Genomic DNA, 26,652 nt, shown 5'->3' with positions numbered 1-26,652 from the left:
GCCCCCTTCTGCCAGCCGGCGGCCCGCCGGGCGGCCCCCCCCCCCCCCCCCCCGGGGGGGGGGCGGGGGGGGGGGGGGGGGGGCCCCCCGCCGCCCCCCCCCCCCCCCCACCCCGCCGGGCGGCCGGTCAGTCGAGCAGCTCGGTGACCGTGCCGGCGGCGACGGTACGGCCGCCCTCGCGTACCGCGAAGCCGAGCCCGACGTCCATCGCGATCGGCCGGCCCAGCGCGACCGTGACCGCGACCGTGTCGCCGGGGTCGACCCGCGGCAGCTCGCCCAGCTCCAGCGTCCCGACCACGTCGGTGGTGCGGAAGTAGAACTGCGGCCGGTAGTTCGCGTGGAACGGGGTGTGCCGCCCGCCCTCGGCGGTGGTCAGCGCGTAGAGCTGCGCCGCGAACCGCCGGTGCGGGGTGACGCTGCCCGGCAGGGCCACCACCTGGCCGCGCTGCACCTGGTCGCGCTTGACCCCACGGAGCAGCACCGCCGCGTTGTCCCCGGCCTGCGCCACCTCCAGCGACCGGCCGAAGGTCTCCAGCCCGATCGCCACGGTCGACAGCGTCGGCCCGAGGCCGACCACCTCGACGGCCTCGCCGGGGCGGAGCGTGCCGCGCTCGACCGCCCCGGTCACCACGGTGCCGCGCCCGGAGATGGTGAGCACGTTCTCGATCGGCATCAGGAACGGCTTCTCCAGCTCGCGCGGCGGCACCGGGACGTACCGGTCGACCGCGTCGAGCAGCTCCCCGATCGAGCCGGTCCAGCGCGGGTCGCCCTCCAGCGCGCGCAGCGCGGAGACGCGCACCACCGGCACCTCCTCGCCCGGGAAGCCGTACTCGGCGAGCAGCTCGCGCACCTCCAGCTCGACCAGGTCGAGCAGCTCCGGGTCGTCCACGGCGTCGGCCTTGTTCATCGCCACCACCAGGTACGGCACGCCGACCCGCCGGGCGAGCAGCACGTGCTCGCGGGTCTGCGGCATCGCCCCGTCCAGCGCCGAGACGACCAGGATGGCGCCGTCCACCTGGGCCGCACCGGTGATCATGTTCTTCACGTAGTCGGCGTGGCCGGGCATGTCGACGTGGGCGTAGTGCCGGGTGGCGGTCTCGTACTCGACGTGCGCGATGGTGATGGTGATGCCGCGGGCGACCTCCTCCGGCGCCCGGTCGATGCCGTCGAAGGAGACGTAGCGGTTGACGGCCGGGTCGCGCTCGGCGAGCACCTTGGTGATCGCGGCGGTGAGGGTGGTCTTGCCGTGGTCGACGTGCCCCATCGTGCCGATGTTGAGGTGCGGCTTGTTCCGCACGAACTGGCTCTTGGCCATGATTGACTGTCCTCGTCGGATAGTCGGAGGGCGGGACGGTGGTACGCGGGCGGGCTGCCAAACCCGCTGGGATCTCCGCGCCAGAACCGCGCGTCCGGACACCACGCCTCGACGGGGTGGCACCGGAAACCGGGCCACCCTCCTCCGTGGGTTCTGCTGGAGCGGGAGGAGGGTCAGCCTCGCGCGCCGCTATCCAGTCGGCCGGGCCGTACCGGCCCCGCGCACACGGCGGCGGCGCCCGGCAGGCAGACACCTGCGGGCCGCGCGAAACCGACCGTGGCGAACATGGCGGTCACGCTAGCCGAGCGCGCCGCCTCCGGGCCACCGATTATTTCGCCAGGTAGCGTCAGTTCCCGTGACGGCGGCCAGGGACGTGTGGGAGCGGTTCGTCGAGGTCTCCCGCGCGTCGAAGAGTGAGACGGAGCGGCGGCTGAGCGGGTACGGGGTGCACGCCGGCCAGCAGTTCGTGCTGGAGTGCCTCTGGGCGGAGGACGGCCTGACGCCCAGCGAGATCGCCAAGCGGATCGGCGTCGAGGCGGCGACCCTGACCCGGGCGCTGCGCCGGATGGAGGCCGCCGGGCTGGTCCACCGCGAGCCGGACGAGCAGGACCGCAGGCGCATCCGGACCTGGCTGACCGAGCGCGGCCGGCGGCTGCGGCAGCCCGTCACCGAGGCGATGGACCAGCTCCAGCGGGACGCCGTCGCGCTGCTCACCGACCGGGAGACGGCGCAGCTCGCCGAACTCCTGACCAGAATGCGCCGCTCCCTGCGCGGCGAGGACGGCTAGCCCTCTCCCCACCGACCCCCACCCGGGCGCGACACCGCCGCCGCGACCCGAGCCGGCGCCTCGCCATTTGCTAAGCCGGCTTAGCTTATTGCTAAGCTGGCTTAGCAATCCTGTCGCCCGGCCTGAGGCCGGCGCGGTAGGGCACGGCCCCCTGACCCAAGCCTTGACCAAGGAGCAACCGTGGATCTCGGATTGACCGGCAAAATCGTGTTCGTGACCGGCGGCTCGCGCGGCATCGGCCGCGCCACCGCCGTCGCGTTCGCCCGCGAGGGGGCACACGTCGCGTTCAGCTACCAGAGCGAACGCGGGATGGCGGAGGAGACCTGCGCCGCGATCGCCGCGGTCGGCGGCACGGCCCTGCCGGTACGCCTCGACCTCTCCGATCCCGCGTCGATGACCGACGCCGTCGAGACCGTACGGGCGCGGTGGGGCGGCATCGACGTCTTCGTGGCGAACGCGGTGCAGTGGCCGAGCGCGCTGCCCGATCCCGAGCGCCGGTTCGAGCAGGTGCCTCCGCAGGAGTGGCGGGACCTGCTGCGACCCAACGTCGAGGGCGCGGTCGCCGTACTCCAGGCCGTGCTGCCCGCCATGCGCGGCCGGCGGGACGGGCGGATCGTACTGATCTCCTCGGACGTCGCCCGGCACCGCGGGCCGGGCCAGCCGGGCCTGGGGATCTACGGCATGAGCAAGGCGGCGCTCACCGGGCTGGCCAACGGCCTGATCGCGGAGTTGGGCGGGGAGATCCTGGTCAACATCGTCACGCCGGGATTCACGGTCACCGAACGCAACCTCGCGGTCATGCCCCAGCACCTGCGCGACCGCCAGGCGGCGCACACCCCCACCGGCCGCCTCTCCACCCCGGAGGACGTCGCCCGCGCCATCGTCTTCCTCGGCTCCCCCGCGAACGGCAACATCACCGGGGAGACCCTCAACGTCACCGGCGGCGTCTGAGCGAACAGGCGCACTCCGCAATCTTGGGAAGTAGTGGCCCTCACAGGGGCCAATTCGGCCCAAGATCCGCGATCCGCCCGGCCCGCGTCGGCTACAGCGGGTCGATGCGGGCGCGTCGGGCCAGGTCCGCGAGAGGGCCGGGAAGCTTCCCGCGTACCCGCCGAGCGGCGTCGCGCAGCGCCGCGTGCGCGACCGGTCGGTGCCGGACCTCGGCCGCCTCGATCGCGACCCCGGCCTCACCCAACTCCACGCGCGCCGCCACCACATGCAACCGCAGATTCGTCGGCCCGAAACTCGTCCAGTACTCGTTCCGATCCCCACCCAACGCGGCGGCGACGTGCCCCGCCTCGCGAACCAGATCGGCCACGCCACTGTGGTCACCCAGCCGCGCGGCGGCCATCGCCCCCTGCAACAACAGCGACCCGTACACCGACAACCCCTGCGCCGTGGCCTCACCCGCATCAGCCGGGGCCAACCGGTTCGCCGCCGTCACCTGCGCCTCCAACGTGAAGCAGGGCTGACGGGCCGCGGAACTACCTTCCGTAACCGCCCAGAAGGTAAGTCTCTCCTTTCGCTCCACCTCCCCAGGAGTGTGACCACATCGAATCTGATGTGGAGCGAAAAGAGAGAACGCTCCCGCCGCCACGGTCCAGGCACTCCGCATCTTTCGGCACAGGCGCGCGGCAACCCCGACCGAGAGGGTCGGTGATCCCGGCGGGGTTGCGCCCTACAGTGCCTACCCGTGGCAGATCTGTTCGGGACCGTCGGGGCGGCGGTCGCGGTGTTCGCCGGCACCAACGTCGACGACATCATCGTGCTGACCGTGCTGTTCCTCTCCGCCCGCGCGGCCGGTCAGCCCCAACCCTGGCAGATCTGGGCCGGCCAGTACGCCGGCATCGGCGTGCTCACCGCCGTCTCGGCCGTGGCGGCCCTCGGGCTGACCATCGTCCCGGACCGGTGGGTCGGGCTGCTGGGGCTGGTCCCGTTCGCCCTCGGGGTGAAGGGCCTCGTCGCGGCGATCCGCCACCGCCACGACGATGAACCGCCCACTCCCGCAGTGGCCGCCGGTCTACTCTCCGTGGCCGGGGTGACCGTCGCCAACGGCGCGGACAACATCTCCGTCTACACCCCGATGTTCCGCACCATCGGCCTGTCCGGCAGCCTCGTCACCGTCGCCGTCTTCGCGGTCGGGGTCGCCGCCTGGTGCCTGGCCGGATCCTGGCTCGGCTCCCACCGGCGGGTGATCGCGATGGTACGGCGATTCGGGCACTGGATCGTGCCCGGAGTCTTCATGCTCATCGGCGCCGTCATCGTCGTCGAGTCCGGCTCCGCCCCCGGACCGGGCTGAGATCCCGAACCGGGCTGAGGGTCAGGCCGTCGGCGGCGATCGCCCGCGGCGGTGCACCATCCCCCGCTGCGGCACACCGGACTCTCGCCTACCCGCTGCACGCCGCGCCCGCGACGCGACACCTTCCCTACGACGGAGCCGCGTCGGACGGCCGGTGCGGCGGAGAGTAGGGAGTGGGTCCCGGTGCCGAAGGTCAGCAACGCCAGGAGGTCGGCGAACGCGGCAGGCAGGGAGGACCGGCGGCTCACCTCGCCGGGGAACGGCGACGACAACGGTTGGCTGGTGACGCTCGCCAACGTCGCGCTGGTCGGCGTGCCGGCGGCCTACGTCACCACCGGCTCTGTCTGGGTGACCGGGATCGCCGCCGCGGCGGCGGTCAGCCTCGGCTGGTTGGTGGGCCGGCGCCGGTAGACCGTGGCGACCGGGGCGTGCGGCGGGAACCGGTGCGACCGACCACGAAAAATCTTGGTCGCCGCGTTGCACGCCCGGTCGTCGGGTTTGCACCCACCTGGTGCAGTGACAGACCGGTCGTCGGGTCGAAAACGGGGGGCGAGGACCGGATCGGCGCTACCGCACAGGTCAACGTGGAGTCGAGAGGATCTCGGCTGCCCGTACGAAGGGAATGGATGGCCATGGAGGAGTGCCGATCGGGCCCTGGCTTCACCCAGAAATGGAGGCACTACCGCCAATGCTCACCGCCCAGACGCAGGCCCAGGAGTTAAAGGACTTCCCCGACTACTACCGTGAGGATTTCGCGCGGCTCATCCGCTTCCTCATCACCCAGGGAGCATCGCTGGCCGAGGCCGAGGATGTCGCCCAGGAAACCATGAAGGCGGCGTTGCTCGTCTGGCCGACCATCGACCACCCGCAGGCATGGACGCGCCTGGTCGCGCGGCGCACCCTGTGGCGCGGTCGGCGCCAGTCCCTGCGCGAGCGGGAGCTGATGCTGCGACACGGTCGGCTGGACGAGGTCACCGAGGCGATCTTCGACACCGAGGTCTGCCACGTCCTGCAACTGTTGAACAGGTTGCCGGTCGAACAGCGGGACGTCATGGCCTGGACGATCGACGGCTACACCCCGAACGAGATCGCCAGCCGCACCGGACAGAAACCGGCAACCGTACGCTCGCACCTGCGGTACGCCCGACGGCAGCTCATCCGCAGGCTCGGGCAGTCCAGCCCAACGGCCAGAAAGGAGGCAAGCGATGGACCCTGACAAAGACCTCGTGCTCGACCGGATCCTCGAACGGACGCCCGCGTCCGCGCTGGCGTCCCTGAACGCCGTGATCGACGTCGAACAGCGGCTGCGGGACCTGTACCGCGAGGTGGGCCTCGACCCCGAACTCGCCCGGAGCGAGCGGCCCTCGGCCTTCAGCATGGTCTACGAGGCCGAGGTCTGATCCGGTACGCCGGAACGGCGGGGGGCCGGCATCCGACCCCCCGCCGTCGTGGGTGTTGCGTCGGCCCTCGGCTCAGCCGAGACCGTTCTTGACGGCGGTGATGAGTTCGCCGTTGCTGGTGTCGCCGGAGAGCTCCCAGAAGAAGGCGCCGCCGAGACCCTGGGTGTTGGCGTAGCTCATCTTGCCGCCGATGGTGCCGGGCGTGTCGTAGCTCCACCAGTTGCTGCCGCACTTGGCGTAGGCCGTACCGGCGATGGTGCCGGTCGCCGGGCAGCTGTTCTTGAGCACCTTGTAGTCCTCGATGCCCGCCTCGTACGTGCCGGGCGCCGCGCCGGTGGCGGTACCGCCCGGGGCGGCCTGGGTCACCCCGGTCCAGCCCCGGCCGTAGAAGCCGATGCCGAGCAGCAGCTTGTTGGCCGGGATGCCCTTGCTCTTGAGCTTCTGGATCGCGGCGTCGGACCAGAAGCCCTGCTGCGGAATCCCGGTGTACGACGTCAGCGGCGAGTGCGGTGCCGTCGGGCCCTGCGCGTTGAAGGCGCCGAAGTAGTCGTACGTCATCGGCATGATCCAGTTCAGGTTGCCCGCCGCGCCGGCGTAGTCGGTCGCGTCGATCTTGCCGCCGTTGCTGCCGTCCGCGGTGATCGCGGCGGTGACCAGGGCGGAGGAGCCGAAGCGGCTGCGCAGCGCCGAGACGACGTTCTTGAAGGCGTTCGGGCCGCTGGTGTCGCAGGAGAGCCCGCAGGCGTTGGGGTACTCCCAGTCGACGTCGATGCCGTCGAAGACGTCCGCCCAGCGCGGGTCCTCGACCAGGTTGTAGCAGGAGTCGGCGAAGGCGGCCGGGTTCTGCGCGGCCTGGGTGAAGCCGCCCGACCAGGTCCAACCGCCGAAGGACCAGATCACCTTGATGTTCGGGTAGAGCCGCTTCAGCTTGCGCAGCTGGTTGAAGCTGCCGCGCAGCGGCTGGTCCCAGGTGTCGGCGACGCCGTCGACGCTCTCCGCCGCGGTGTACGCCCGGTCGTAGTCGGCGTAGCTGTCCCCGATGGAGCAACGGCCGCCGGTGGTGTTGCCGAAGGCGTACAGGATGTGGGTGAGCTTCGCGGCGGACCCGCTGGTGACGATGTTCTTGACGTGGTAGTTGCGGGCGTAGACACCCCACTCGGCGAAGTAGCCGACCACCTTCTTGCCCCCGGGCGGCGGTGGTGCCGTGGTGGGCGGCGGGGTCGTCGGCGGGGCGGTGGTGGGTGGCGCGGTCGTCGGCGCGGCCGTGGTCGGGGTGGCGGTCGGCGGCGTGCCGCCCCCGCCGCACGAGGCCCCGTTGATGGTGCAGTTGAGCGGCGCGCGGTACGGGCCGGTGCCGTTGTAGCCCCAGCTGAAGGAGGCCCCGGGGGCGAGCGCCCCGGCCCAGCTCTTCTTGACCGCGACGTAGTGGTTGCCGCTGCTGGTGACGTCGGCGTCCCAGAAGCTGCTGATGGTGGTGCCGGACGGCAGGTCGAACTCGATCCGCCAGGTGGAGAGGCTGGCGTCCGACCCGTTGGTGATGGTCACCCTGCCCTCGTGCCCGGTGCCCCAGTCCGAGGCGGCGGCGAAGGTGGTGGTGACGCTGCCGGCACCGAACGCCGACGTGACCGGGACCGCGGCAACCGCGACCGCAGCCACCGCGCCGGCCCAGAGGGCACGACGGAGTGTTCTCTTCATGTGGCGTCTCCCCAACAGTTAGGAAACCTTCCAAAAAGTTAAAGCGACGCTACTAACGCCTTCACCACTCCGTCAAGATGTCGATTTTTCGATCCGTCGATGAGCGTCGGGAGCGTCCGGGCCGCGCGAGCGCCCGCCGTCCGGGCCGCGCGAGCCGCCCGGCCGTCCGGGCCGCGCGCGGTCCCCGTGCGGACCCGGGCGCGGGAGGGCGGGACCGGCGCCCGTCAGGGCGCGGCGTCGCCGGCGAACGCCTGGCCGACCAGCGCGATGTCCGCGGCGGGCAGGTCCATCGCCCAGAGCACCCCGGTCAGGTAGTCGACCACCCGACGGTGGTACGCCTCGGTCAGCCCGAGCCCGCGCCAGGCGTCCACCACCGGCCGGGCGATGTCGCCCGCCGGCCCGCCCAGCGCCGTGGTGAGCAGCATCGCCAGGTGCCCGGCGAGCCGGGGCACGTCCACCCCCACCAGGTACGGCGCCAGCGCGGCGTCCGCCTCCACCAGCCGCAGCCAGCGCCAGACGGCGTCCCGTACGGCCGGCGGCCCGCCGAGCAGGTCGAAGGCGGTGGGTACCAAATCCGGGACGAGCGCCCGGGGCACCAGCGGCGACGCGAGCACCGCCGGGTACGCCGGGGCGCCGCTCCCGCTCATGCCCACGGGGAGGCGTAGGGATCGCCCGCGGCGATCAGCGATTCCACCCGATCCTCGGCGACCCCCGCCGCCGCCAGCACGCCCCGGCCCCAACGGGCCAGGCGGCACGGGTACGGCGACCGGTCGTTGCGGCAGACCGGCCCCGCCGGCCACTCCTGCGGCGCGTGCACCACCACCGCCCGCACCGCCAGCGGCAGGTGCTCCTGGCGGACCGGCGTCAGCACCGGCAACTCGCCCAGCGCCCGGGCGACCGGATCACCGGTCGTACGCGCGGCGGGGGACGTGCCCGCCACCCGGCTCGCGACGGTGCCGGCGGCGGAGCCGGCCGTGGTCATGCTCATGGAGAGTCCTCTCCTCGGCGTCGGGGGAAGCTGTTCGACGCCCGACCGGACGGAGTCCAGGTCGCGGCCAGCCGGGCGTCCCAGCAGGAGAGGCTAGGAGTTCGTGGAACTATCACGTCGCACAAACTGTCCAGGGAGTGATCGTTCGACTACGGAGAGAACATGATCCCACCGCATTCCGGGACGATTTTTCCTGGTCAGACCGGGAATCGGCGGTGGGAGCGCAGTCCGCGGGCACCGGTCCGCGCGGGCACCGGTCCGACGAACCGGCGCCCGCGCGGCGGGTGGTCGCGGCGTCAGCCGGAGACGTCTGGGGTGGCCCAGGAGTCGCGGAACGCGTACCGGGCCGGCGCGCTGGCGTACCGCAGGAAGGCGGTGCCGGTGGTGGTGCTCACGGCCTGGGTGGTGTGCCAGAACCGGCAGCCCTCGTAGATCATCTTGCCGTTGGTGAGCGCCGTGCCGGCCGCCCTGACCTCGTGGTACCCGCCGAGCGCGCAGTCCTGGTAGCGGACGATCGGGATCCGCCCGGACGTGGCGTTGTAGAGGTGGTAGTTGTTGTTCGCCTCCGCGGACTGTATGGAGGCCACGTCGGAACAGGACGTGAACGTGACGCTGCCGTTGTTCCAGTTGCAGTCGATCACCTTCTGGTTGGCGCTGTTCTTCGGTTCGAACCGCACCCCGTTCACGTTGAGCCGGGCCGCGGTCATGTCCCCGTTCGCCAACGGCATGTAGAAGTACCGCGCGGGCTCGGTACCGACCATCGACCAGGAACCGCCGTAGACGTTTATCGAGCCGCCCCGGTCGAAGCGGAAGAAGTCGCCGCCGGCCAGCGCGAAATTGCAGGAGAGCATGAAGTAGTTCAGGAACTGGTTCTGCTGGCTGCGGTTGGCCGGGTCCGAGATGCCGCAGTGCAGGAACGCGTCGGCGTACTTCGACTGGGTGTCGGTGGAGCAGAGGATGAAGTGGTGCTCGCTGTTGTTGTTCGCCTGCTGGTCGCCGTCGACGCCGATGACCCGGTCCCACGAGCCGCGCCACTCGATGTTGCGGTAGACGAAGTACTGGTTCTGCCCCACGCCGTACGCCGGGTACTGGTAGTTGGTGTCGTCACCGTCCCGGGACCAGTAGTAGGCGAACCGGTTGTACTTGTTGGTCGAGCTGAAGCTCATGTCCTCGAAGTACACGTACCGCAGCCGCACCGCGGCCGTGAGCAGGTTGTTCTCGCGCGGGTCGGCGTTCGCGGCGAAGCTGGTGGCGAAACTGATGTTCGTCACCCGCGGCCCGGCGCCACGGAACCGCAGCCCGAATATCTGATCCGCCTGCCCGTTGGTCGGCGACCACATCAGGGTGTCCTTCTTGGTCACCCTGTAGTTTCCCGGCGGGAAGAAGACCTCTTTCTGGGCCACGCCGCCGACCCGGCCCGAGATGGCCGCCGCCACCGCCGCCCGGATCGCGTCCGAGTCGTCGGTGGTCCCGTCACCCTTGGCGCCGTGGTCCTTGACGTCCACCGAATAGACCGCCGGATCCGTGTTCGCCTCGGCCGGGTCGGCGGCGGCACCGAACGCCAGCGCACCCAGCCCTCCGGCCGCACCGAAGCCGAGGGATCGTCGGGTCATCCGGCCCAGCCGTCTCGGGTCTTCTTCCTGTGTCGGCACGCACCACTCCTGTTCTCGGGACGCCGCCGGCGACCGCTTCGCGCGGTCGGAAATCGGCGGCCGCGCGGTCTCTGTCCGGGCGGCGCCCAAGCCCACCATCGAGGAATACAGAAGTCGTACAAAGTCCGGGCGACCGATTCCGGCCGGACGACAACGGAAGAGGTCCCCCGATCGGGTGACATCTCACGGTCACGATTTGATTACCTGCCGTACGGCTCTTGCGTTCGAGTGCCATGGACGGGACTCTGTTCTGCGGGCCGAAGCCCAGGTTAGTTGCGCGGTACGCAGGGGGAACGACGCGGTACCCCGGTGCCCGTCGGATCGACGGGCATCGGGCCGTGCGCGGACGACCCCGTGCCGGCACGGCGATCGACCAGCGCCACCTGGCCGCCCCACCGGCGAGCGCCCCGCCACCTTCGAGCGGGAGCCGGACCGGTGCCACCCACCCGTCACGCGGGCCGCCGGTGACCATGTCCGGCGCGCCCAGGTGCGCACGCGCGGCCGTACGCAGGAGGCAAGATGACTTTTCCCGCTCCACGGTTCTCCGGGACGCGGCGGTTCCACGGGACACAGGTCCGGGGCGCGCTGGTCACGATCATCCTGCTCGCCACCGGCGGGACCGCCGCGGCGATCCCCGGCGGTGCCGCCGCGGCTCCCGCCGGCGCGGCGTCGACCGGCTACGTCCGGCTGGCCCACCTCTCCCCCGACACCCCGCCGGTCGACGTCTACCTCAGCGGCCCCGGCGACGGGACCACGCCCCGGGTCTTCGACGCCGTCGGCTACGGGGTGCTCTCCGACTACCTGCCCCTGCCCACCGGGCGCTACGCGGTGGCGATGCGCAAGGCCGGCGCCCCGGCCAGCCAGCCGCCGGTACTGACCACCGAGGTCGCGGTGACCTCGGGAGCGGCCTACACGGTCGCGGGGGTCGGGCGCTACGCCGACCTGGGGCTGCGCGTCCTCGACGACGACCTCAGCGCGCCGGCGCCGGGCCAGGCCAAGGTACGCGTCCTGCACGCCTCGGTCCGGGCGCCCCTGCTCGACGTCGCCGCCACGGACGGCCCGACCATCGCCACCGGGGTACGGTTCGCCACCGGCACCGCGTACTCGCAGATCGCGCCGGGCCGCTGGCGGCTTCGGCTGGGCGCCACCGGTACCGCCCCGACCAGCGTCGACGTAACCCTCAGCCCGGGCACCGTCTACTCCCTGGTCGTGCTCGACGCCGAGCGGGGCGGGCTTACCACCGAGCTGCGTACCGACGCGCGCGGCGGCAGCGTCGTACCGTCCGGCGGGGTGGAGACCGGCGGTGGCGGGCTCGCCTCGGGCGGCCGGTCCGGCCCGCCGTACGCGCTGGTCGTGCTCGCCGCCGGCGCGATACTCGCGGTCAGCGCCGCGGCCGGGGTGGTGCTGCTCCGGCGCCGCGCCCGGCGCGGCTGACCGGGCCGGCAAGCCGATGGCAAGCACCACGCCGACCGAGCCGGCCACGTCGATCGAGCGGACCGAGCCGATCGAGCCGCCGACCGGGCCGGCCTCCCCGACCGAGCCGCCGACCGAGCCGACCGAGCGGTCGGGCGTGCTGCGGCGGATTTCCTGTCCCGGGATCGCCGCGATCACGATCATGGCGTGCGCCGCCGCCGGCACGCTCCTCGGGATCGCCACGTACCGCCCCGACGCGCCCACCGCCGCCCCGGCCCCGTCCTCCCCGGCCCGCGCCGACCGGGGCGACACCCCCGCCCTGGCCGGCGCGGGCCCGGCCGGGCCGGCCGCCGTCGGCCCGGGCGCGGCCGGTGGCGCCACCCCTGGGCCGCGGACGCCCGCCGGGAACCCGACCCGGATCCGCGTCCCACGCATCGGGCTGGACGCCGTACTCGTCACCCTCGGCCTGGACCGGGCCGGTCGGCTCGCCCCACCGGCCGACTTCACCCTCGCCGGCTGGTACGGCGGCGGCCCGGCGCCCGGGGACACCGGCCCCGCGGTGATCGCCGGTCATCTCGACTCGCGGGACGGTCCGGCCGTCTTCGCCCGGGTGCCGCAGCTGCGCCCGGGCGACCGGATCGAGGTGCAGCGAGGGCTGGGCCGGCTCACGTTCCGGGTCACCGCGACCGGCCGGTACGCCAAGAACCGTTTCCCGACGGACGCGGTGTACGGGCCCACGCCCGGGCCGGAGCTGCGGCTGGTGACCTGCGGCGGCGGCTTCGACCGGCGCGAGCACCGGTACCGGGACAACGTCGTCGTCTTCGCGGTCGCCGACCCTCCGCCCGGACCCGGCGCCTGACGGGCCCGCACGGGGCCTGACGGGCCGCATGGCGCCCGACGAGCCCGGGCGCGGACGCCGACCGGGCGCGGACGCCGACCGGGCGCGGACGCCGACCGGGCGCGGACGCCGACCGGGCGCGCCCCGCCCCAGCGGCCAGGCCCGCCGCGGTGGGTCAGACCTGCCGGGCGATGGCGTCCAGTTCGTCGACCGCGTCGGCCGGCAGCACCAGGTCGGCCGCGGCGACGTTCTCCCGCAGGTGGGCCGGGGAGGAGGTGCCGGGGATGAGGACGATCGTGGGCGAGCGTTGCAGCAGCCAGGCGAGGGCCACCTGCTGCCGGGTCGCGTTGAGCCGGGTGGCGACGTCCGTGAGCGTCCGGGACTGCAACGGGGTGAACCCACCCAGCGGGAAGAACGGCGCGAAGGCGATGTTCTCGGCCGCGCACCGGTCGACGAGATCGTCGTCCTGCCGGTTGGCGATGTTGTAGAGGTTCTGTACCAGCACCACGGGAGCGATGGCCTGCGCCTCGGTGAGCTGGACCGAGGAGACGCCGCTGAGCCCGAGGTGCCGGATGAGCCCCTGCTGGCGCAGCTCAGCCAGGACGCCGAACTCCTCGGCGAGCGACTCCTCGGTGGTGCCGTCGTGCGAGCCGGTGCGCAGGTAGACCACGTCGAGCGCGTCGAGGCCGAGGTGCCGCAGGTTCTCGTGCACCTGCGCGCGCAGGTCGTCCGGCGCGTGCGAGGGCTGCCAGCTGCCGTCCGCGCCCCGGCGGGCGCCGACCTTGGTGGCGATCCGCAGTTCGCCCGGGTACGGGTACAGCGCCTCGCGGATGAGTTCGTTGACGACCGTCGGGCCGTAGAAGTCGGCGGTGTCGATGTGGTCGATGCCCAGCTCGACCGCCTCGCGCAACACGGCGAGGGCCTGTTCCCGGTCCTTGGGCGGCCCGAAGACGTTCGGCCCGGCGAGCTGCATCGCCCCGTAGCCCATCCGGCTGATGGTGAGGCCGTCGGCGAGGGCGACCGCACCGCCCGAGACAGCGTTGGTCATTTTGCCTCTTCCAGTCATAACGCTTGTACCGGGCCAACCGGAGATTCAGGTTAACCCGTCTGGTTACGACTGTGCGCCGACTCCGGGAGAGCAGGCAGTGCCCCCCGTTTCCTGGGAGCACGGGGACCACCTTCCCGCCCACCCACGCACCCCAGCCCCGTCGATCTAGGGCAAATCGCGATGATTGGAGATCAAACAGCGGGGATTTGCCCTAGATCGACGGGGTGCTGGGCGGGGTGGTGGGCGGGGTGGCGCGCTAGATCCGGCGGCGGCCCGGGAAGCCGCACTCCAGGCGGTGGTACCAGCGGATGTCGTCGTCCCCCTCCAGCCAGCACCAGAGCACCGGGCGGCCGTCGCGCTCGCCGGCGAAGTCCAGCAGCAGCGGCGCGATGCCCTTGACCTGGATGTCGTGCTGGTTGAGCTCGTCGAGGATGCCGTACATCCGCGCCTCCAGCCCCTTGGTCTCGGGCAGGCCGCCCAGCGGGCTGGTACCGCCGTCGGCGAGGTCGGCGCGCAGCTCGGCCAGGTCGGCGCGGAGCGTGATGAGTTCGTCGATCCGGGGGCGCAGCGTGGCGATCAGATGGCGCGCCTGGGCGATGGTGAACACGCGGACAGTATGGTCGACGTCCGGTACGGGCGGGTGAAGGGCGAGCGCGCCGTTCGCCCCGGCGGTTCCGCGCGCCGGCTCAGTCGACCTGCGCGGCGAGTTCCCGGGCCCGGTCGCGCGCGGCCTCCAGGGCGGCGAGCAGCGCGGCCCGTACGCCGTGCCGCTCCAGCTCCCGTACGGCGGAGATGGTGGTACCGGCCGGCGAGGTGACCGCCTCGCGGAGCTTGACCGGGTGCTCACCCGAGTCCCGGAGCATGGTCGCCGACCCGATCGCGGTCTGCACGATCAGCTCGTGGGCGACCTGGCGGGGCAGCCCGAGCAGGATGCCGGCGTCGACCATCGCCTCGACGAGCAGGTAGAAGTACGCCGGCCCGGAGCCGGAGAGCGCGGTGACGGCGTCCTGCTGCGACTCGGGCACCCGGATGGTCGCGCCCAGCGGCGTGAACATCTCCTCGGCCAGCGCGAGGTGCTCGTCGGTGGCGTGTTCGCCGGCCGAGAGCGCGGTCATCGCCTGGTCGACCAGGGCCGGGGTGTTGGTCATGACCCGGACCACCGGCGTGCCGTGGCCCAGCCGGCGGCCGAAGAAGCTGGTCGGCAGGCCCGCGCAGAGCGAGATGATCAGCTTGTCGGCCGGTACCTTCGGGCCGATCTCGTCCAGCAAGCCGCCGGCGTCCTGCGGCTTCACCGCGACGGCGAGCACGTCGGCCTCGGCCACCGCGGTCAGGTTGTCCACCACCCGTACGCCGTACCGGGCCGCCAGCTCCTCGGCGCGTTCCGGCCGCCGGGCCGTGGCCAGCAGCCGCTCGGCCGGCCACCCGGCCCGCAGCAGCCCGGAGAGGACCAGCTCACCGATCTTGCCAGCGCCGATCACGGCGACCGTGTGCGCTCCCGGCGCCATGAGCACCCCTCCTGTCCCGTGACACCCCGCCCAGCAGCACCGCCGAGCCCGCCGCAGGCAGCGGGCCGGTGGGTCGTCGAGGGGCCCGACCGTGCCGGGCGCGGACGTCAAGCCTGACGGGCCGCGCCGGGCGCGGTCGGGCCACCCCGAACCACCCGGCCTCGACTAGCCGAAGAAGACCTCGGCCTCGGTGTACCGCTCCAGCGGTACCGTCTTCAGCTCCTTGGTCGCCTCGACCAGCGGCACCCGGACGATGTTGGTGCCCTGCATCGCCACCATCTTGCCCCAGTCGCCCTCGTGCGCCGCGTCGATCGCGTGCAGACCGAGCCGGGTGGCCAGCACCCGGTCGAACGCGGTGGGGGTGCCGCCGCGCTGGATGTGCCCGAGCACGACGGTACGGGCCTCCTTGCCGGTCTTCGCCTCCAGCTGCTCGGCCAGCCACTGGCCGATGCCGCCGAGCCGGACGTGCCCGAAGGCGTCCAGCTCCTGGTTCTGCAGCCGCATCTGGCCGTCGAGCGGCAGCGCGCCCTCGGCCACCACCACGATCGGGGCGTACTGGGTCTGGAACCGCTTCTCGACGTAGGTCGCGACCTGGTCGACGTCGAACTGCCGCTCGGGCAGCAGGATCACGTTCGCGCCGCCGGCGAGGCCGGCGTGCAGGGCGATCCAGCCGGCGTGCCGGCCCATGACCTCGACGACCAGGGTGCGGTGGTGGCTCTCCGCGGTGGTGTGCAGGCGGTCGATCGCCTCCATCGCGATGTTGACGGCCGTGTCGAAGCCGAAGGTGTAGTCGGTCGCGCCGAGGTCGTTGTCGATCGTCTTCGGCACGCCGACGACCTGTACGCCCAGCTCGTGCAGCTTGGTGGCGACCCCGAGGGTGTCCTCGCCGCCGATCGCGATCAACGCGTCGACGCCCTGCTCGGCCAGGTTGTTCTTGATCCGCTCGACACCGCCTTCGATCTTGAAGGGGTTGGTCCGGGAGGAGCCGAGGATGGTACCGCCGCGCGGCAGGATGCCGCGGACCTCCGGGATGCCCAGCGGACGGGTCAGCCCTTCGAGCGGGCCCCGCCAGCCGTCCCGGAAACCAACGAACTCGTGGTCGTAGCTGGCGACGCCCTTGCGCACCACCGCCCGGATCACCGCGTTCAGACCCGGGCAGTCACCGCCGCCGGTGAGCACGCCGATACGCATGATCTGCTCATCCTCCAGGAGCTTCAGTTGAGCCCAGTAAGCCCCAGGGTCGCGATCACGGCAGTACCGTCGGCACCATTGCCGGCCCGGGGCGGGCCGTCAATGCGAACTGTATCCGTCTCGTCCCACGCGGGCCAGCGCGCCCCTGCCGCGCGTCCACGTGTCGGACGTACCAGGTCACGGCCCCGGGGCGGACCGGGTCACCGGCGGTGGACGGGTCAGCCGGGCCCGCGCGACCGGGTCGCGGTACGGCCGGCGCGGGTCAGCCGCCCATCGCGCGCCAGCGGGCCAGGTTGTGCCGGGCGTCGACCAGCGCGTCGTGCCGCTCGGCCGAGGCGCCGGGCAGCGGCGGTTGGCCCTTGTCGTCCCAGCGCTGCCGCAGGTCCTTGGTGAAGCGGGGGATCTCCCGGGGCAGGGCCGGCATCGCCCCCCAGAGCTGGGCGAGCGCCACGTGGTCGTACGCCGCATACCAGGCCCACAGCTCCATCCGCTCGCTCGGGCGGCCGTGCAGCGGCTCCATCAGGAAGTCGTACAGCTCCGTGCGGATCCGCTCCCGGGAGCGCCAGGCGGGGTCGCCCGGCGACGGAAGCTTGTCGAGCACGTGGCGGCGTACCCAGGGGTTGGCCCGGGAGTCGTCGAACTCGGTCGATATCGCGTAGAAGTGGCGGTCGTATTCGTCGACGACGCCGATCGACACGAGGTCGATCGTCCGGCCGTCCTCGATGAACTCGCAGTCGTAGAAGTAGCGGTACACCATCGCGCCAATCCTTTCCCACCCGTACGGCCGGCCCGTCACCGGCCCTCCCCCGGCCGGCCCCGAGCCCTCGGCGGCACCGCCGACCACCACGGGCGACGCACCCTAATGCCCCGGAAACATAACTGGCACGTGCGCTGGAAACGCTCTTCGGAACCGCACACGGGACCGGACGGACCCGGGAGCAACCATGACCGAGGTGGTAAGCGGCGCCAGACCGGAGCGGACCCGGCCCGAGGGGCGGGGCCAGGTGCGGGGCGAGGTGCGGGGCGGAGACCGCCGACCAGGCCGGGCTGGGCATCGTCGCGGCCGGTACCGTCCCGCTGCTCTCCGGGGAGGCGCCGGCCGTCACCCCGACCTCCCGGTACCGGCGGATGCTCGACGAGTACCAGTTGCTCGCCCGGGAACAGCTGAGCGGCGTACGGAGGTGCTGCGCCGCCTGGACGAGCTGGTGCTCAAGCCGGTGGTCGCGCCGGTGGCGCTGACCCGGGTCGCCCCGGCGGGCAGTCTGATCGTCAACTCCGCGCGGGGCGGCGGCTCGAAGGACACCTGACTGCTCGACCCCGACGGTACGGGGAGTCCGGACGGCGCCACTCACCCGGAGCCGGGCCCCGAGTGAGTGGGATATCACGTCGGCGAGCCGCTTTCGGATCGAACGTATGCCGGCTATCCGACACTCGCGGCGGCGCTGACATTTTCCGATCTTTTCGCGTTCGCCCGTGGTTAAAGCGAGATGGCGAAGTTGGCGACTTCTCGCGCGCCTCGCACCGGGACTCGGTTCGAACGGCCGGTCCCGGGCCGGTCGAACCGGGCCCGGCACGCCGGGGAGCGTGGGCCCGGCGTGGCACCCGGGCCCCGGGAGTCCCAGGTCTCCCGGGGCCCGGGCACGAGTGTGAGCGGTGCGTGACCTGCCACGTCGGGCCGATCACCCGACCTCGGCGTGGTCGACCCGAACCGCGCCGCGATCCCCCGTCCCGGTCCCCTGACGCCTCCCGCGGTCGGCCGGACCCGACGCACTCGCCGCCCGATCCGGCCGACCGCGGCACCCCGCAACCCCAACCCGCTGCGCCCCCGTACGGCCCCCACCCAGCAGCGGATCTGGACACCAGAATGCCGACCGTCAGGCGGCAGAACTGTCACAGAAGTGATTTCGGGGGTGTACAGCAAGCGACAGGACCGTCATGATCTGATGTGTACCGCTACCGGAACAGGTAACCGGTGTCAGTTCACCTTGCACTCGGCCGATGCAAGATCGACGAGGAGCAAATTGTGGTCCTAGGCCGGGGAGGGGTTGGGCCGTGGAGGTTCGCCTGCCGGAGCCGGGTGATGCGCTCACGGGCGTAGAGATGTTCGCGGGGCTCGAGCCGGAGGTACGGCAACGGGTCATCGCCGCGGCGGTGCCGCGCACCTACCGCAAGGGGCAGTTGCTCTTCGTCGAGAACGATCCGGGCGAGTCCCTGATCGTGCTCCGGCGCGGCGCGGTGGCCGTCTTCCGCACCGCCCCGACCGGCGAGCGCGCCGTGCTCTCCGTGGTCCGCCCCCCCGACGTGCTCGGCGAGGTGTCCCTGCTGGACGCCTCCACCCGGTCCGCCTCGGCCGAGGCGATCGAGGACTGCACGGCGCTCGCGCTCTCCCGGGGCGCCTTCATGGAACTGGTGCACTCCAACCCGCGCATCCTGGACGCGGTGATGCGGTCGCTGGGCGGCCTGATCCGCCGGCTGACCGAACAGAACGCCGACCACGTCTTCCTGGACCTGCCGGGGCGGGTGGCCAAGACGCTGGTCCGGCTCGCCGGCGAGAGCCAGGCGCCGATGATCACCATCGAGCTGAACCAGAGCCAGTTGGCCGAGATGGCCGGTGGCTCGCGGCAGAGCGTCAACCAGGCGATCGGGTCGTTCGCCAGCCGAGGCTGGCTGCGTACCGAGGGACGCCGCATCGTCGTCACCGACGTCGGCGCGCTGCGCCGCCGCGCGGGCATGGCCGACCGCTGAGGGCACCGGGCGCCCGGACGGCGCCGCCCGACCGGCACGGCGTGACTAGCGCGCGCAACGGCGGCACCCCGCGGACGCGACCGGGCGCCCGGTGATCCGCCGTGGCGGGTCACCGGGCGCCCGGTGCCGTGCTCGTCGCCCCGCTCAGGGCTTGGTGCTGCCGGGCCCCGCCCAGCCGGTGGTGGTGCTGCCCGGGCCGGCCCAGTCCTCCTTGCCGGCGCCCTCGCTGACCACGCCGGCGGCCTGGAGCTTCGCCAGGGTGGCGGCGTCCACATCGATCATTTCGCCCGCCGCGTGGCTGACGCCGTCGCCGTCGGTCCACTCCCCGTCCAGTCGGACATAAACCATTGACCTATCTCCCTATCTGAAAATTGGTCCCCTGTGCGCCGCCCGACTGTACCGGTGAGACCACAAGGTTGAGTGTCCGTTAACTAACAGCCGGGTTCCCGACAATGGCGCGGACCAGCAATACTCGGCTCTGGCGGCCGCCCGGCCGCCCCGGCGCCGGCCGGAGCCGCCGGGCCGGAGCGGACCAGGCAGGACCCGGCGCAGGAGGAGGACCGGCATCCCCGCTACGTGTGTGCAATGTGGCCGGCCCGCCGCCGCCGAGGACCGCTTCTGCGGCGGATGCGGGACCGAGCTCGCGTCCGCATGCCGACACTGTGATCGCCCCCTCTCGCCGGACGCGGCGTTCTGTACCCACTGCGGGCGCCCACAGTCGACGGAACCACCGCCCCCGGTCGCACCGCAGGAGGACCGGCGACGGGTGAGCGTCCTCTTCGTCGACCTGATCGACTTCACGCCGTACGTGGAGCGCGCCGACCCGGAACTGGTCCGCCGCATGCAGACCGGCTTCTTCTCGGCCGCCCGCCGCGTCATCGGGCAGTACGGCGGCGTGGTCGAGAAGTACATCGGCGACGCGGTGATGGCGCTCTTCGGCGCGCCGGTGGCGACCGAGACCGACGCGCTGCGCTGCGTACGGGCCGGGCTGGAGCTGCAACGGTCGCTGAGCCGGTACGCCCCGACCGGCACCGACGGGCTGCGTTTCCGGGTCGGGGTGGCGACCGGCGAGGCGCTGGTGGACGTGGCGGCGGCCCGCGACGGCGGCCAGGCGATCGTCGCCGGTGACGTGGTGAACACGGCCTCCCGGATGCAGTCGGTGGCGCCGCCCGGCGGGGTGCTGGTCTGCGGCACCACGTACGCGCTGACCAAGGACGCGATCCGCTACGAGGAGCAGTCGCCGGTGACGCTGCGCGGCCGCTCCTCGCCCACCGAGGTCTGGCTCGCGCGGGCGCCGGTGCAGCGCCAGCATCCCGAGCGGGACCTCGACAGCAGCCCGCTGATCGACCGCGAGCACGAGCTGAGCCTGCTGGTCAACGCCCTGCACCGGTCGATGCGTGACCGCGTCCCGCAGGTGATCACCCTGCTCGGCCGGGCCGGGATCGGCAAGAGCCGCCTGATCCGCGAGCTGTTCCGGCACACCGAGCGGCTGATCGACGCGCCGCTGACCTGGCACGTCGGCCGCTGCCCGCCGTTCGGCGAGAACGTCACCTCCGCCCCGCTGGCCGACATCGTCAAGGCGGAGGCGGGCATCCTGGACACCGACCCGGCCGAGACCGCCGCCGCCCGGCTCCGCGCCGCCGTGCAGGAGCTGGCCGCTCCGGCCGAGGCGGACCGGCTGGTGGACGCCCTGCGCCCGCTGGTCGGCCTGCCCGGCGGGAACCTGCCGGCCGAGGAGACCGAGTCCGCCTGGCGCCGGTTCCTGATCGCCCTGGCGGCGCGGCGGCCGACGGTACTGGTCTTCGAGGACCTGCACTGGGCCGACGAGGCGATGCTGCGCTTCATCGAGCTGCTCGGCGCCTCCGCGCGGGACGTACCGCTGCTGCTGGTCTGCAGCGCGCGCCCGGAGCTGGTCAACCGGGAGCCGAGCTGGACCGGCGCGATCACCGGTTCGCTCACCATCACGCTGCCGCCGCTGCGCAGCACCGGCATCGCCGCGCTCTACGCGCACATCTTCGGCCAGGTCGCCTTCTCCGCCGACCTGCTCAACCCGCTGATCGAGGTCGCCGACGGCAACCCGCTCTACGCCCACGAGTACGTCCGGATGCTGATCGAGCAGGGCGCGCTGCACCAGTCGGGGCGGGGCTGGTCGCTGGAGAAGCAGCAGGACCTGCCCATCCCCGACAGCGTCTACTCCGTCATCGCCAACCGGGTCGACCTGCTCGACACGGGCGACCGTACCGTCCTGCTGGCCGCCTCGGTGGTCGGCATGCAGTTCTGGCCCGGCGCCGTGGCCGCCGCGCTCAACCAGCCGGTCGAGTCGGTGGAGCGGGCACTACGCCGCCTCGAACAGCGCGACTTCGTCGACGAGCGGGCCACCTCGACCATGGCCGGCCAGCCCGAGTTCGGCTTCCGGCACGTACTGGTGCGGGACGTCTGCTACCAGCGGCTGCCCCGTACCGAGCGGGTCGCCCGGCACCAACGTACGGCCGACTGGCTGGACGCCGTCTCCCGCGACCGGGACACCGACCTGGCCGAGGTGCTGGCCCACCACCGCTGGGCGGCGCACGAGATCGCCCGCACGCTGGACGTGGGGACCGAACGGTACGCCCCGGCGGCGCGGGACGCGCTGCACCGCGCGGCCCGCCGGGCGTACGCCCTGCACGCGCTGGACGCCGCCGAGAACCACGCCGCCCGGGCCCTGGCGCTCGCCGACGACTCCGACCCGCTCGGCCGGCTCCAGCTGGAGCTGCTCAGCACCGAGATCGCCTTCTACCGGGACGGTAACGCCTTCCACTCCGCGGGCGGCACCGAACGGCTCACCTCGCTGGCCGAACAGCTCTTCGCGCACGACGACCACGCCTGCGCGGCCCGCGCCTGGACGCTGCTCGGTCAGGCGGCCTGGCTACGGGCCGACCGCACCACCGCGCTGCGCTGCCTCGACCGGGCGGTGGAGCTCTTCGACGCGCTGCCGGACACCCCGGAGAAGGCCGACGCCTACGCCGAGCTGGGCCGGCTGCACATGCTCAACTACGAGCGGGACCCGGCGATCGCGGCGGCCGACGCGGCGGCCGAGATCGCCGATCGGTTGGGGCTGCCCGAGGAGGCGACCAACGCCCGGATCACCGCGGCGACCGCGCGCTACCAGGCCGGCGACCGGGCCGGCCTGGACGAGCTGCACGCGATCGTGCAGTTCGCCCGGGACAACCAGCTCCTCGCCCAGCCCCGCGCGCTCCAGAACCTCGCCTTCGCGATCCGGGAGGAGGGCGACTGGATCCGCTCCAACGAGCTGCTCAGCACCGCTCCGGCCCGTACCGTCAGCGCGCAGACGCTGACCACCGACTACTCGGGCGAGGCGATGTGCGCCTACTTCGACGGCGAGTTCGACAAGCTGCTCGCCGCGGCGGACGCCTTCGTCGACACCCCGACCGGCGGTTGGGACATGCAGGTGCGCGGGCTGCGCGCCGCCCTGCGCCTGCTGCGCGGCGAGCCGATGCCGGGCGAGCGCGCCGCGCCGGGGCAGGGCGGGCGGAGCCACGGGTTCCCCCGCACCGGCGCCGCCGCGCCGCAGCTCGGGGTGGCCGGTGCGGCCCCGACCGAGGACGACGTCACCGACGCGCTGGAGACCGCCCGGCGCAGCGGGTTCCACCGGCCGCGCTGGACCATGCTGGGCGTCGGCGCGCTCTGCCGGGCGCTGCAGGGACGCTCCGCCGAGGCCGCCGAGCTGCTCGACGAGCTCGCCGAGTCGTGGTCGGCGATACCGGCGATGGCGAGCGGGGAGTGGATTTCGGCTGCCGCGTACGCCGCCGCGCTGACCGGGCGGGACGCGGCGGTACGGGTGCGGGGCATGCTGGACCGGGTCGGGCACCGCACCCCGTGGACCGACGCGGCGCTGCGTACCGTCACCGCGGCGGTGGCCGCCGCCGACGGCGACCACGCCCGGGCCGCCCAGCTCTACTCGGCGGCGGCCGAGATCTACGCGGACATCCCCGACGTCACCGACCGCATGCTGGCGCTCGCCCTCGCCGCGGGCCAGTTCCGCCAGGCCGGGGAGCCGGCGGCGGCGCAGACGGTGCTGGCGGAGGTACGCGCCTTCGCCCGCCGCAACCGCGCCCCCGGCCTGCTACGCCTCGGCGAACCGCCCCACGAGGTCACCGGCGGCTGGTCCCCGGTGCTCGCAAGCTAGGGGCGGGCCACAAATACAAAGAAAGAGTGGCTATCTGGCGCGCCACAGCCACTCTTTCTCTGTATTTGCGCGGCCCCGTCACGCGGCCAGCGGGGCGGCGGGCTCGGGTTTGGCGGGGGCGCTCTGCTGGTTCTTGACCTTCTGGGCGTAGACGTCGACGTACTCGCGGCCGGAGAGCTCCATCAGCTCGTACATGATCTCGTCGGTGACCGCCCGCTCGACGAACCGGTCGCCGGACATCCCGGCGTACCGGGAGAAGTCCAGCGGCGCGCCGAACCTGATCCGTACCCGCTTGATCTTGGGGATCAGCTTGCCGGGCGGCTGGATCTCGTCGGCGTTGAGCATCACCACCGGAACCACCGGGGCGCCGCTCTCCAGCGCCAACCGGGCGACGCCGGTCTTGCCGCGGTAGAGCCGGCCGTCGGGCGAGCGGGTGCCCTCGGGGTAGATGCCGGCGATGTTGCCGTGGCGCAGCACCTGTAGCTGGGTGTCCAGCGCGGCGCGGGCGGCCCGCCCGCCGGAGCGGTCGACCGGGATTGTCCCGGTACCGACGAAGAACTGCTTGATCAACCAGCCCTTGAGCCCCTTGCCGGTGAAGTATTCGGCCTTCGCGACGAAGGTCACTTTTCGCTTGACCATCAGGGGCATGAAGATGGAGTCGGAGAAGGAGAGATGGTTGCTGGCGATGATCACCGGTCCGGTGGCGGGGATGTTCTCCCTCCCCTCGACCTGCGGTCGGAAGATCAGCTTCAGCCAGGGGCCGAGGATGATGTACTTCATCAGCCAGTACAGCACCGGTGTCCTTCCCGAAGGTTCCCGCCGCGCCCGACGGGCCGGTCGCGGGCGGGACTGTCGGCAATGAGCGTACGAAGCCGGAGCGGCGCGCCACAACGCACTCCCGGAACCCGCAGCTGTCGTGTCACGATTCAATCCACGGCGTGCGCCGCTCGGCGCACGGCAGCGGGTGGGGCGCGCACGCGCCGGTAGGGAGGGTGTCCGGTGTCAGCGAGTGGCGCCCGCCGCGGGCGGCGGGACAACGGACTCGACGCGTCGGAGTACGCCGTCGCCGGCGACGTGGATCCCCGGGTCGGCGAACACCTGCTCGACGTGCTCGCCGCCGGCGGCATCGCCGCCTACCTGCAACCGTCCGCGGACCTGAATCCGGTGACCCGGACGACAACCGTGCCGCCGCGACCGATCGACCGCCTCTACGTCGACCGCACCCATCTCGCCACCGCCCGCGACTACCTGGCCCAGCTCGCCGACAGTGCGCCGAGCGCGGAGCCGGGACCGGGCGCGGACCCCGACATCGACGCCGAGTGGGCCAAGATCGTGGCCGGCTACCACACCGAGGTGGCCGCGGGTGCCACGCCCTGGCCGGCGGCCGAGGACGTACCCGCGCGACCGGCGGGAACGGCGGGCGAGCGCGCCGAGGCCGAGGTGACGAGCACCGACCCGGACGCCTCCCGGCCCGGCCCGCGCGGCCCCGGCCGGCTCCCCTCGGCCGCCGACTTCTCCGGCATCTCGCTCGACCGACGGGCCGACGAGCCGTCGCTGCTCGACGGATTGGACACGTTCGGCGCCGACCTGCCCGACGACCCGGACGACGAGGGCTACACCCCGCCGCCGCCACCGCCGCTGCCGCGCATCTCCAAGTACGCGGTCGTCGGCGCCCTGGCCATCGTGTTCGGGTTCGCGCTCTTCCTCTTCCCCGCGCTCCTGCCGATCGACCGGGGTCTCGCCACGGTGATCGGGTTCGGCGCCATCCTGGCCGGGTTCGTCACGCTGATCTGGCGGCTGCGTCCGGGCACGGACGACGAAGAGGGCGATCCGGACGACGGCGCCGTAGTGTGACGCTCCGCACACGCGTCAAGATATCTCGAATCGCCCGTAGGGCCCATAACTCGCGCCGTGGCCGCACCGGCGTAACAACCACGTAACTTGCCGTCAGTAGGAATACTGCTGTAAGTTACCTTCCCCTCACGACTACCCGATCGCGCGTCATTCGCGGTGGTCGCCTCGCCCGGAACGAGGTGCCCGGATGCGTCAGAGTTCTCTCGTGGTCGTTGCCAACCGCCTGCCCATCGACGACGGTCTGGCACCAGATGGCGCCTGTGAGTGGCGCCGCAGCCCCGGCGGCCTGGTCGGCGCCCTTCACCCACTCCTCCAGCACACCCCCGCCACGTGGGTCGGCTGGGCCGGCGGTACCGGCCCGGCCCCGAAGCTCGCCGACATCGACGGCGTACGCATGCACAGCGTGCCGCTGAGCCGGGAGGACGTGCGGGACCACTACGAGGGTTTCGCCAACTCCACCCTGTGGCCGCTCTACCACGACGCGGTCGAACAGCCCGTCTACCACCGCCGCTGGTGGGACGCGTACCAGCGGGTCAACCAACGCTTCGCCGAGGCCGCCGCGGAGGTGGCGGAGCCCGGCGCGGTGGTCTGGGTGCAGGACTACCACCTGCAGCTCGTGCCCGGACTGCTCCGCGCGCTCCGCGACGACCTGCGGATCGGCTTCTTCCTGCACGTGCCGTTCCCGCCGCCGGAGCTGTTCATGCAGCTTCCCCGGCGGGCCGAACTGCTGCTCGGGATGCTCGGCGCCGACCTGGTCGGCTTCCAGCGCGCCCAGGCGGCGCACAACTTCGCCCAGCTCGCCACCAAGGTCCTCCAACTGCCCGCCACCGACCGGCGGATCGCGGTCGGCGACCGGGTGGTCCGCATCGGCGCGTTCCCGGTCTCCATCGACATGTCCGAGATGGAGGCGTTGGCCGCCCGGCCCGACGTGGCGCGCCGGGCCCGCAAGCTCCGCGGCGACCTGGGCGACCCGCAGCAGGTCATCCTCAGCGTCGACCGGATGGACTACACGAAGGGCATCGAGCAGCGCCTCAAGGCGTACAGCGAGCTGCTCGCCGGCGGGCACGTGAAGGTACGCGACACGGTGCTCGTCCAGGTGGCGGTCCCCAGCCGGGAACGGGTCGAGCAGTACCAGATCCTCCGCGACCGGGTGGAGCGCGAGGTCGGCCGGATCAACGGGGAGTTCGGCCGGGTCGGCGAGATGGCGATCCACTACCTCACCCAGCCCTTCGACCGGGCCGAGCTGGCCGCGCTCTACCGGATCGCCGACGTCATGGCGGTCACCCCGCTGCGCGACGGCATGAACCTGGTCGCCAAGGAGTACGTGGCGGCCCGGGTGGACAACACGGGCGCGCTGGTGCTCAGCGAGTTCGCCGGATCCGCCGCCGAGTTCACCCAGGCGTACCTGGTGAACCCGCACGACCTGGAGGGCCTCAAGCTCACGCTGATGCAGGCGCTCCAGGCCACCCCCGCCGACATCGGCGAACGGATGCGGGGCATGCGCGAGCACCTGCGTACCCACGACATCCGCGCCTGGGCGCGGTCGTACCTGACCGCGCTGGACCGTACCGGCGACATCGCCAACCGGCTGATCGCCACCTGACCCGGACCACCGGTCGGCCGGTCGCCGCGCGGGCGGCGGCCGATTTCACGCTCGCCGACGAGCACCGCGCCACCGAGCAGCTGATCATCGACTCGGGCCTGCCGTACACGTTCCTGCGCAACAACTGGTACTC

26 protein-coding genes and 1 pseudogene are annotated in these 26,652 nt (G+C 72.5%); 14 read left to right on the top strand and 13 right to left on the bottom strand.

Features of this window, described 5'->3' with window-relative positions; genetic code table 11:
- Positions 1-127: 127 nt before the first annotated feature.
- Positions 128-1,315: an elongation factor Tu gene (gene tuf, locus AB0J86_RS10130; RefSeq protein ID WP_363855454.1), complete on the bottom strand. Its 1,188-nt coding sequence runs from the start codon at positions 1,313-1,315 to the stop codon at positions 128-130.
- A gap of 355 nt (positions 1,316-1,670) precedes the next feature.
- Here tuf and AB0J86_RS10125 point away from each other — a divergent pair, with 355 nt between their 5' ends.
- Together AB0J86_RS10125 and AB0J86_RS10120 are read left to right on the top strand one after the other, a co-directional pair.
- On the top strand, positions 1,671-2,102 hold the full coding sequence (locus tag AB0J86_RS10125; RefSeq protein ID WP_363855451.1) for a MarR family transcriptional regulator: 432 nt from the start codon (positions 1,671-1,673) through the stop codon (positions 2,100-2,102).
- Between the two features lie 180 nt (positions 2,103-2,282).
- Positions 2,283-3,053 carry an SDR family oxidoreductase gene (locus AB0J86_RS10120; protein ID WP_363855448.1) on the top strand — a complete coding sequence of 257 codons (771 nt, stop codon included), beginning with the start codon at positions 2,283-2,285 and terminating at the stop codon, positions 3,051-3,053.
- 91 nt (positions 3,054-3,144) lie between these two features.
- Here AB0J86_RS10120 and AB0J86_RS10115 read toward each other — a convergent pair whose 3' ends face one another.
- On the bottom strand, positions 3,145-3,546 hold the full coding sequence (locus AB0J86_RS10115) for a hypothetical protein (protein ID WP_363855445.1): 402 nt from the start codon (positions 3,544-3,546) through the stop codon (positions 3,145-3,147).
- Between the two features lie 249 nt (positions 3,547-3,795).
- Here AB0J86_RS10115 and AB0J86_RS10110 point away from each other — a divergent pair, with 249 nt between their 5' ends.
- From AB0J86_RS10110 to AB0J86_RS10095, 4 genes are all read left to right on the top strand, one after another.
- Positions 3,796-4,401, top strand: coding sequence for a cadmium resistance transporter (locus AB0J86_RS10110; protein WP_363855442.1), 606 nt, complete (start codon positions 3,796-3,798; stop codon positions 4,399-4,401).
- Positions 4,402-4,584: 183 nt separating this feature from the next.
- Positions 4,585-4,812 carry a hypothetical protein gene (locus tag AB0J86_RS10105; RefSeq protein ID WP_363855439.1) on the top strand — a complete coding sequence of 76 codons (228 nt, stop codon included), beginning with the start codon at positions 4,585-4,587 and terminating at the stop codon, positions 4,810-4,812.
- Positions 4,813-5,089: 277 nt separating this feature from the next.
- Positions 5,090-5,617, top strand: coding sequence for an RNA polymerase sigma factor (locus AB0J86_RS10100; protein ID WP_363855436.1), 528 nt, complete (start codon positions 5,090-5,092; stop codon positions 5,615-5,617).
- The gene (locus AB0J86_RS10095) at positions 5,607-5,801 is read left to right on the top strand and encodes a hypothetical protein (protein WP_363855433.1); all 195 of its coding nucleotides are present in this window, start codon (positions 5,607-5,609) and stop codon (positions 5,799-5,801) included. The genes AB0J86_RS10100 and AB0J86_RS10095 overlap by 11 nt, the downstream gene beginning before the upstream one ends.
- A gap of 72 nt (positions 5,802-5,873) precedes the next feature.
- Here AB0J86_RS10095 and AB0J86_RS10090 read toward each other — a convergent pair whose 3' ends face one another.
- From AB0J86_RS10090 to AB0J86_RS10075, 4 genes are all read right to left on the bottom strand, one after another.
- Positions 5,874-7,496, bottom strand: coding sequence for a glycosyl hydrolase family 18 protein (locus AB0J86_RS10090; RefSeq protein WP_363855430.1), 1,623 nt, complete (start codon positions 7,494-7,496; stop codon positions 5,874-5,876).
- Positions 7,497-7,720: 224 nt separating this feature from the next.
- Positions 7,721-8,143 carry a globin gene (locus tag AB0J86_RS10085; protein WP_363855428.1) on the bottom strand — a complete coding sequence of 141 codons (423 nt, stop codon included), beginning with the start codon at positions 8,141-8,143 and terminating at the stop codon, positions 7,721-7,723.
- A complete protein-coding gene (locus AB0J86_RS10080; RefSeq protein ID WP_363855425.1) occupies positions 8,140-8,484 on the bottom strand; it encodes a hypothetical protein in 345 nt (114 codons plus the stop codon). Before AB0J86_RS10080 ends, AB0J86_RS10085 begins: the two co-directional genes overlap by 4 nt.
- Positions 8,485-8,780: 296 nt before the next feature.
- Complete coding sequence (locus tag AB0J86_RS10075; protein WP_363855422.1) at positions 8,781-10,136, bottom strand: glycosyl hydrolase family 28-related protein; 1,356 nt, start codon at positions 10,134-10,136, stop codon at positions 8,781-8,783.
- Between the two features lie 519 nt (positions 10,137-10,655).
- On the opposite strand from AB0J86_RS10075, the gene AB0J86_RS10070 reads away from it, so the two are divergent.
- Both AB0J86_RS10070 and AB0J86_RS10065 read left to right on the top strand, forming a co-directional pair.
- The gene (locus AB0J86_RS10070) at positions 10,656-11,570 is read left to right on the top strand and encodes a DUF4397 domain-containing protein (RefSeq protein ID WP_363855419.1); all 915 of its coding nucleotides are present in this window, start codon (positions 10,656-10,658) and stop codon (positions 11,568-11,570) included.
- A 16-nt stretch (positions 11,571-11,586) separates the two neighbouring features.
- Positions 11,587-12,408, top strand: a complete 822-nt coding sequence (locus tag AB0J86_RS10065; RefSeq protein WP_363855416.1) for a class F sortase — start codon at positions 11,587-11,589, stop codon at positions 12,406-12,408.
- A gap of 154 nt (positions 12,409-12,562) precedes the next feature.
- Here the strand turns inward: AB0J86_RS10065 and AB0J86_RS10060 are convergent, their stop codons facing one another.
- From AB0J86_RS10060 to AB0J86_RS10040, 5 genes are all read right to left on the bottom strand, one after another.
- A complete protein-coding gene (locus AB0J86_RS10060; RefSeq protein WP_363855413.1) occupies positions 12,563-13,435 on the bottom strand; it encodes an oxidoreductase in 873 nt (290 codons plus the stop codon).
- A gap of 256 nt (positions 13,436-13,691) precedes the next feature.
- Entirely contained in the window at positions 13,692-14,042 is a 351-nt protein-coding gene (locus tag AB0J86_RS10055) for a DUF2203 domain-containing protein (protein ID WP_363855410.1), read from the bottom strand.
- Between the two features lie 79 nt (positions 14,043-14,121).
- Positions 14,122-14,940 carry a pyrroline-5-carboxylate reductase gene (gene proC, locus AB0J86_RS10050; RefSeq protein ID WP_363855407.1) on the bottom strand — a complete coding sequence of 273 codons (819 nt, stop codon included), beginning with the start codon at positions 14,938-14,940 and terminating at the stop codon, positions 14,122-14,124.
- Between the two features lie 165 nt (positions 14,941-15,105).
- Positions 15,106-16,131: a 6-phosphofructokinase gene (locus AB0J86_RS10045; RefSeq protein ID WP_363855404.1), complete on the bottom strand. Its 1,026-nt coding sequence runs from the start codon at positions 16,129-16,131 to the stop codon at positions 15,106-15,108.
- Positions 16,132-16,393: 262 nt separating this feature from the next.
- Positions 16,394-16,888, bottom strand: a complete 495-nt coding sequence (locus AB0J86_RS10040) for a polyadenylate-specific 3'-exoribonuclease AS (RefSeq protein WP_363855401.1) — start codon at positions 16,886-16,888, stop codon at positions 16,394-16,396.
- Positions 16,889-17,169: 281 nt separating this feature from the next.
- Between AB0J86_RS10040 and AB0J86_RS10035 the strand changes: the two are divergent.
- From AB0J86_RS10035 to AB0J86_RS10025, 3 genes and pseudogenes are all read left to right on the top strand, one after another.
- A pseudogene (locus tag AB0J86_RS10035) lies at positions 17,170-17,370 on the top strand (hypothetical protein); the annotation flags it as partial.
- Positions 17,313-17,438: a hypothetical protein gene (locus tag AB0J86_RS10030; RefSeq protein WP_363855398.1), complete on the top strand. Its 126-nt coding sequence runs from the start codon at positions 17,313-17,315 to the stop codon at positions 17,436-17,438. The pseudogene AB0J86_RS10035 and the gene AB0J86_RS10030, both read left to right, overlap by 58 nt.
- Before the next feature lie 745 nt (positions 17,439-18,183).
- The gene (locus AB0J86_RS10025; protein WP_363855395.1) at positions 18,184-18,876 is read left to right on the top strand and encodes a Crp/Fnr family transcriptional regulator; all 693 of its coding nucleotides are present in this window, start codon (positions 18,184-18,186) and stop codon (positions 18,874-18,876) included.
- 144 nt (positions 18,877-19,020) lie between these two features.
- On the opposite strand, the gene AB0J86_RS10020 is transcribed toward AB0J86_RS10025, so the two are convergent.
- Positions 19,021-19,224, bottom strand: coding sequence for a hypothetical protein (locus AB0J86_RS10020; protein ID WP_363855392.1), 204 nt, complete (start codon positions 19,222-19,224; stop codon positions 19,021-19,023).
- A gap of 232 nt (positions 19,225-19,456) precedes the next feature.
- Here AB0J86_RS10020 and AB0J86_RS10015 point away from each other — a divergent pair, with 232 nt between their 5' ends.
- Positions 19,457-23,062: an adenylate/guanylate cyclase domain-containing protein gene (locus AB0J86_RS10015; RefSeq protein WP_363855389.1), complete on the top strand. Its 3,606-nt coding sequence runs from the start codon at positions 19,457-19,459 to the stop codon at positions 23,060-23,062.
- Between the two features lie 78 nt (positions 23,063-23,140).
- Here the strand turns inward: AB0J86_RS10015 and AB0J86_RS10010 are convergent, their stop codons facing one another.
- Positions 23,141-23,857, bottom strand: coding sequence for a lysophospholipid acyltransferase family protein (locus AB0J86_RS10010; RefSeq protein ID WP_363855386.1), 717 nt, complete (start codon positions 23,855-23,857; stop codon positions 23,141-23,143).
- Positions 23,858-24,061: 204 nt separating this feature from the next.
- Between AB0J86_RS10010 and AB0J86_RS10005 the strand changes: the two genes are divergently transcribed.
- Positions 24,062-24,916, top strand: a complete 855-nt coding sequence (locus tag AB0J86_RS10005; protein ID WP_363855383.1) for a DUF308 domain-containing protein — start codon at positions 24,062-24,064, stop codon at positions 24,914-24,916.
- Positions 24,917-25,103: 187 nt separating this feature from the next.
- Entirely contained in the window at positions 25,104-26,519 is a 1,416-nt protein-coding gene (locus AB0J86_RS10000) for a trehalose-6-phosphate synthase (RefSeq protein WP_363855380.1), read from the top strand.
- Positions 26,520-26,652: the final 133 nt, after the last annotated feature.

The sequence above is a fragment of the Micromonospora sp. NPDC049559 genome (genome assembly GCF_040676675.1).
Taxonomy (GTDB): Bacteria; Actinomycetota; Actinomycetes; order Mycobacteriales; family Micromonosporaceae; genus JBFAPK01.
The sequence above is the reverse complement of the archived record's forward strand: the minus strand, read 5'-3'. Positions and strand labels throughout refer to the sequence as shown.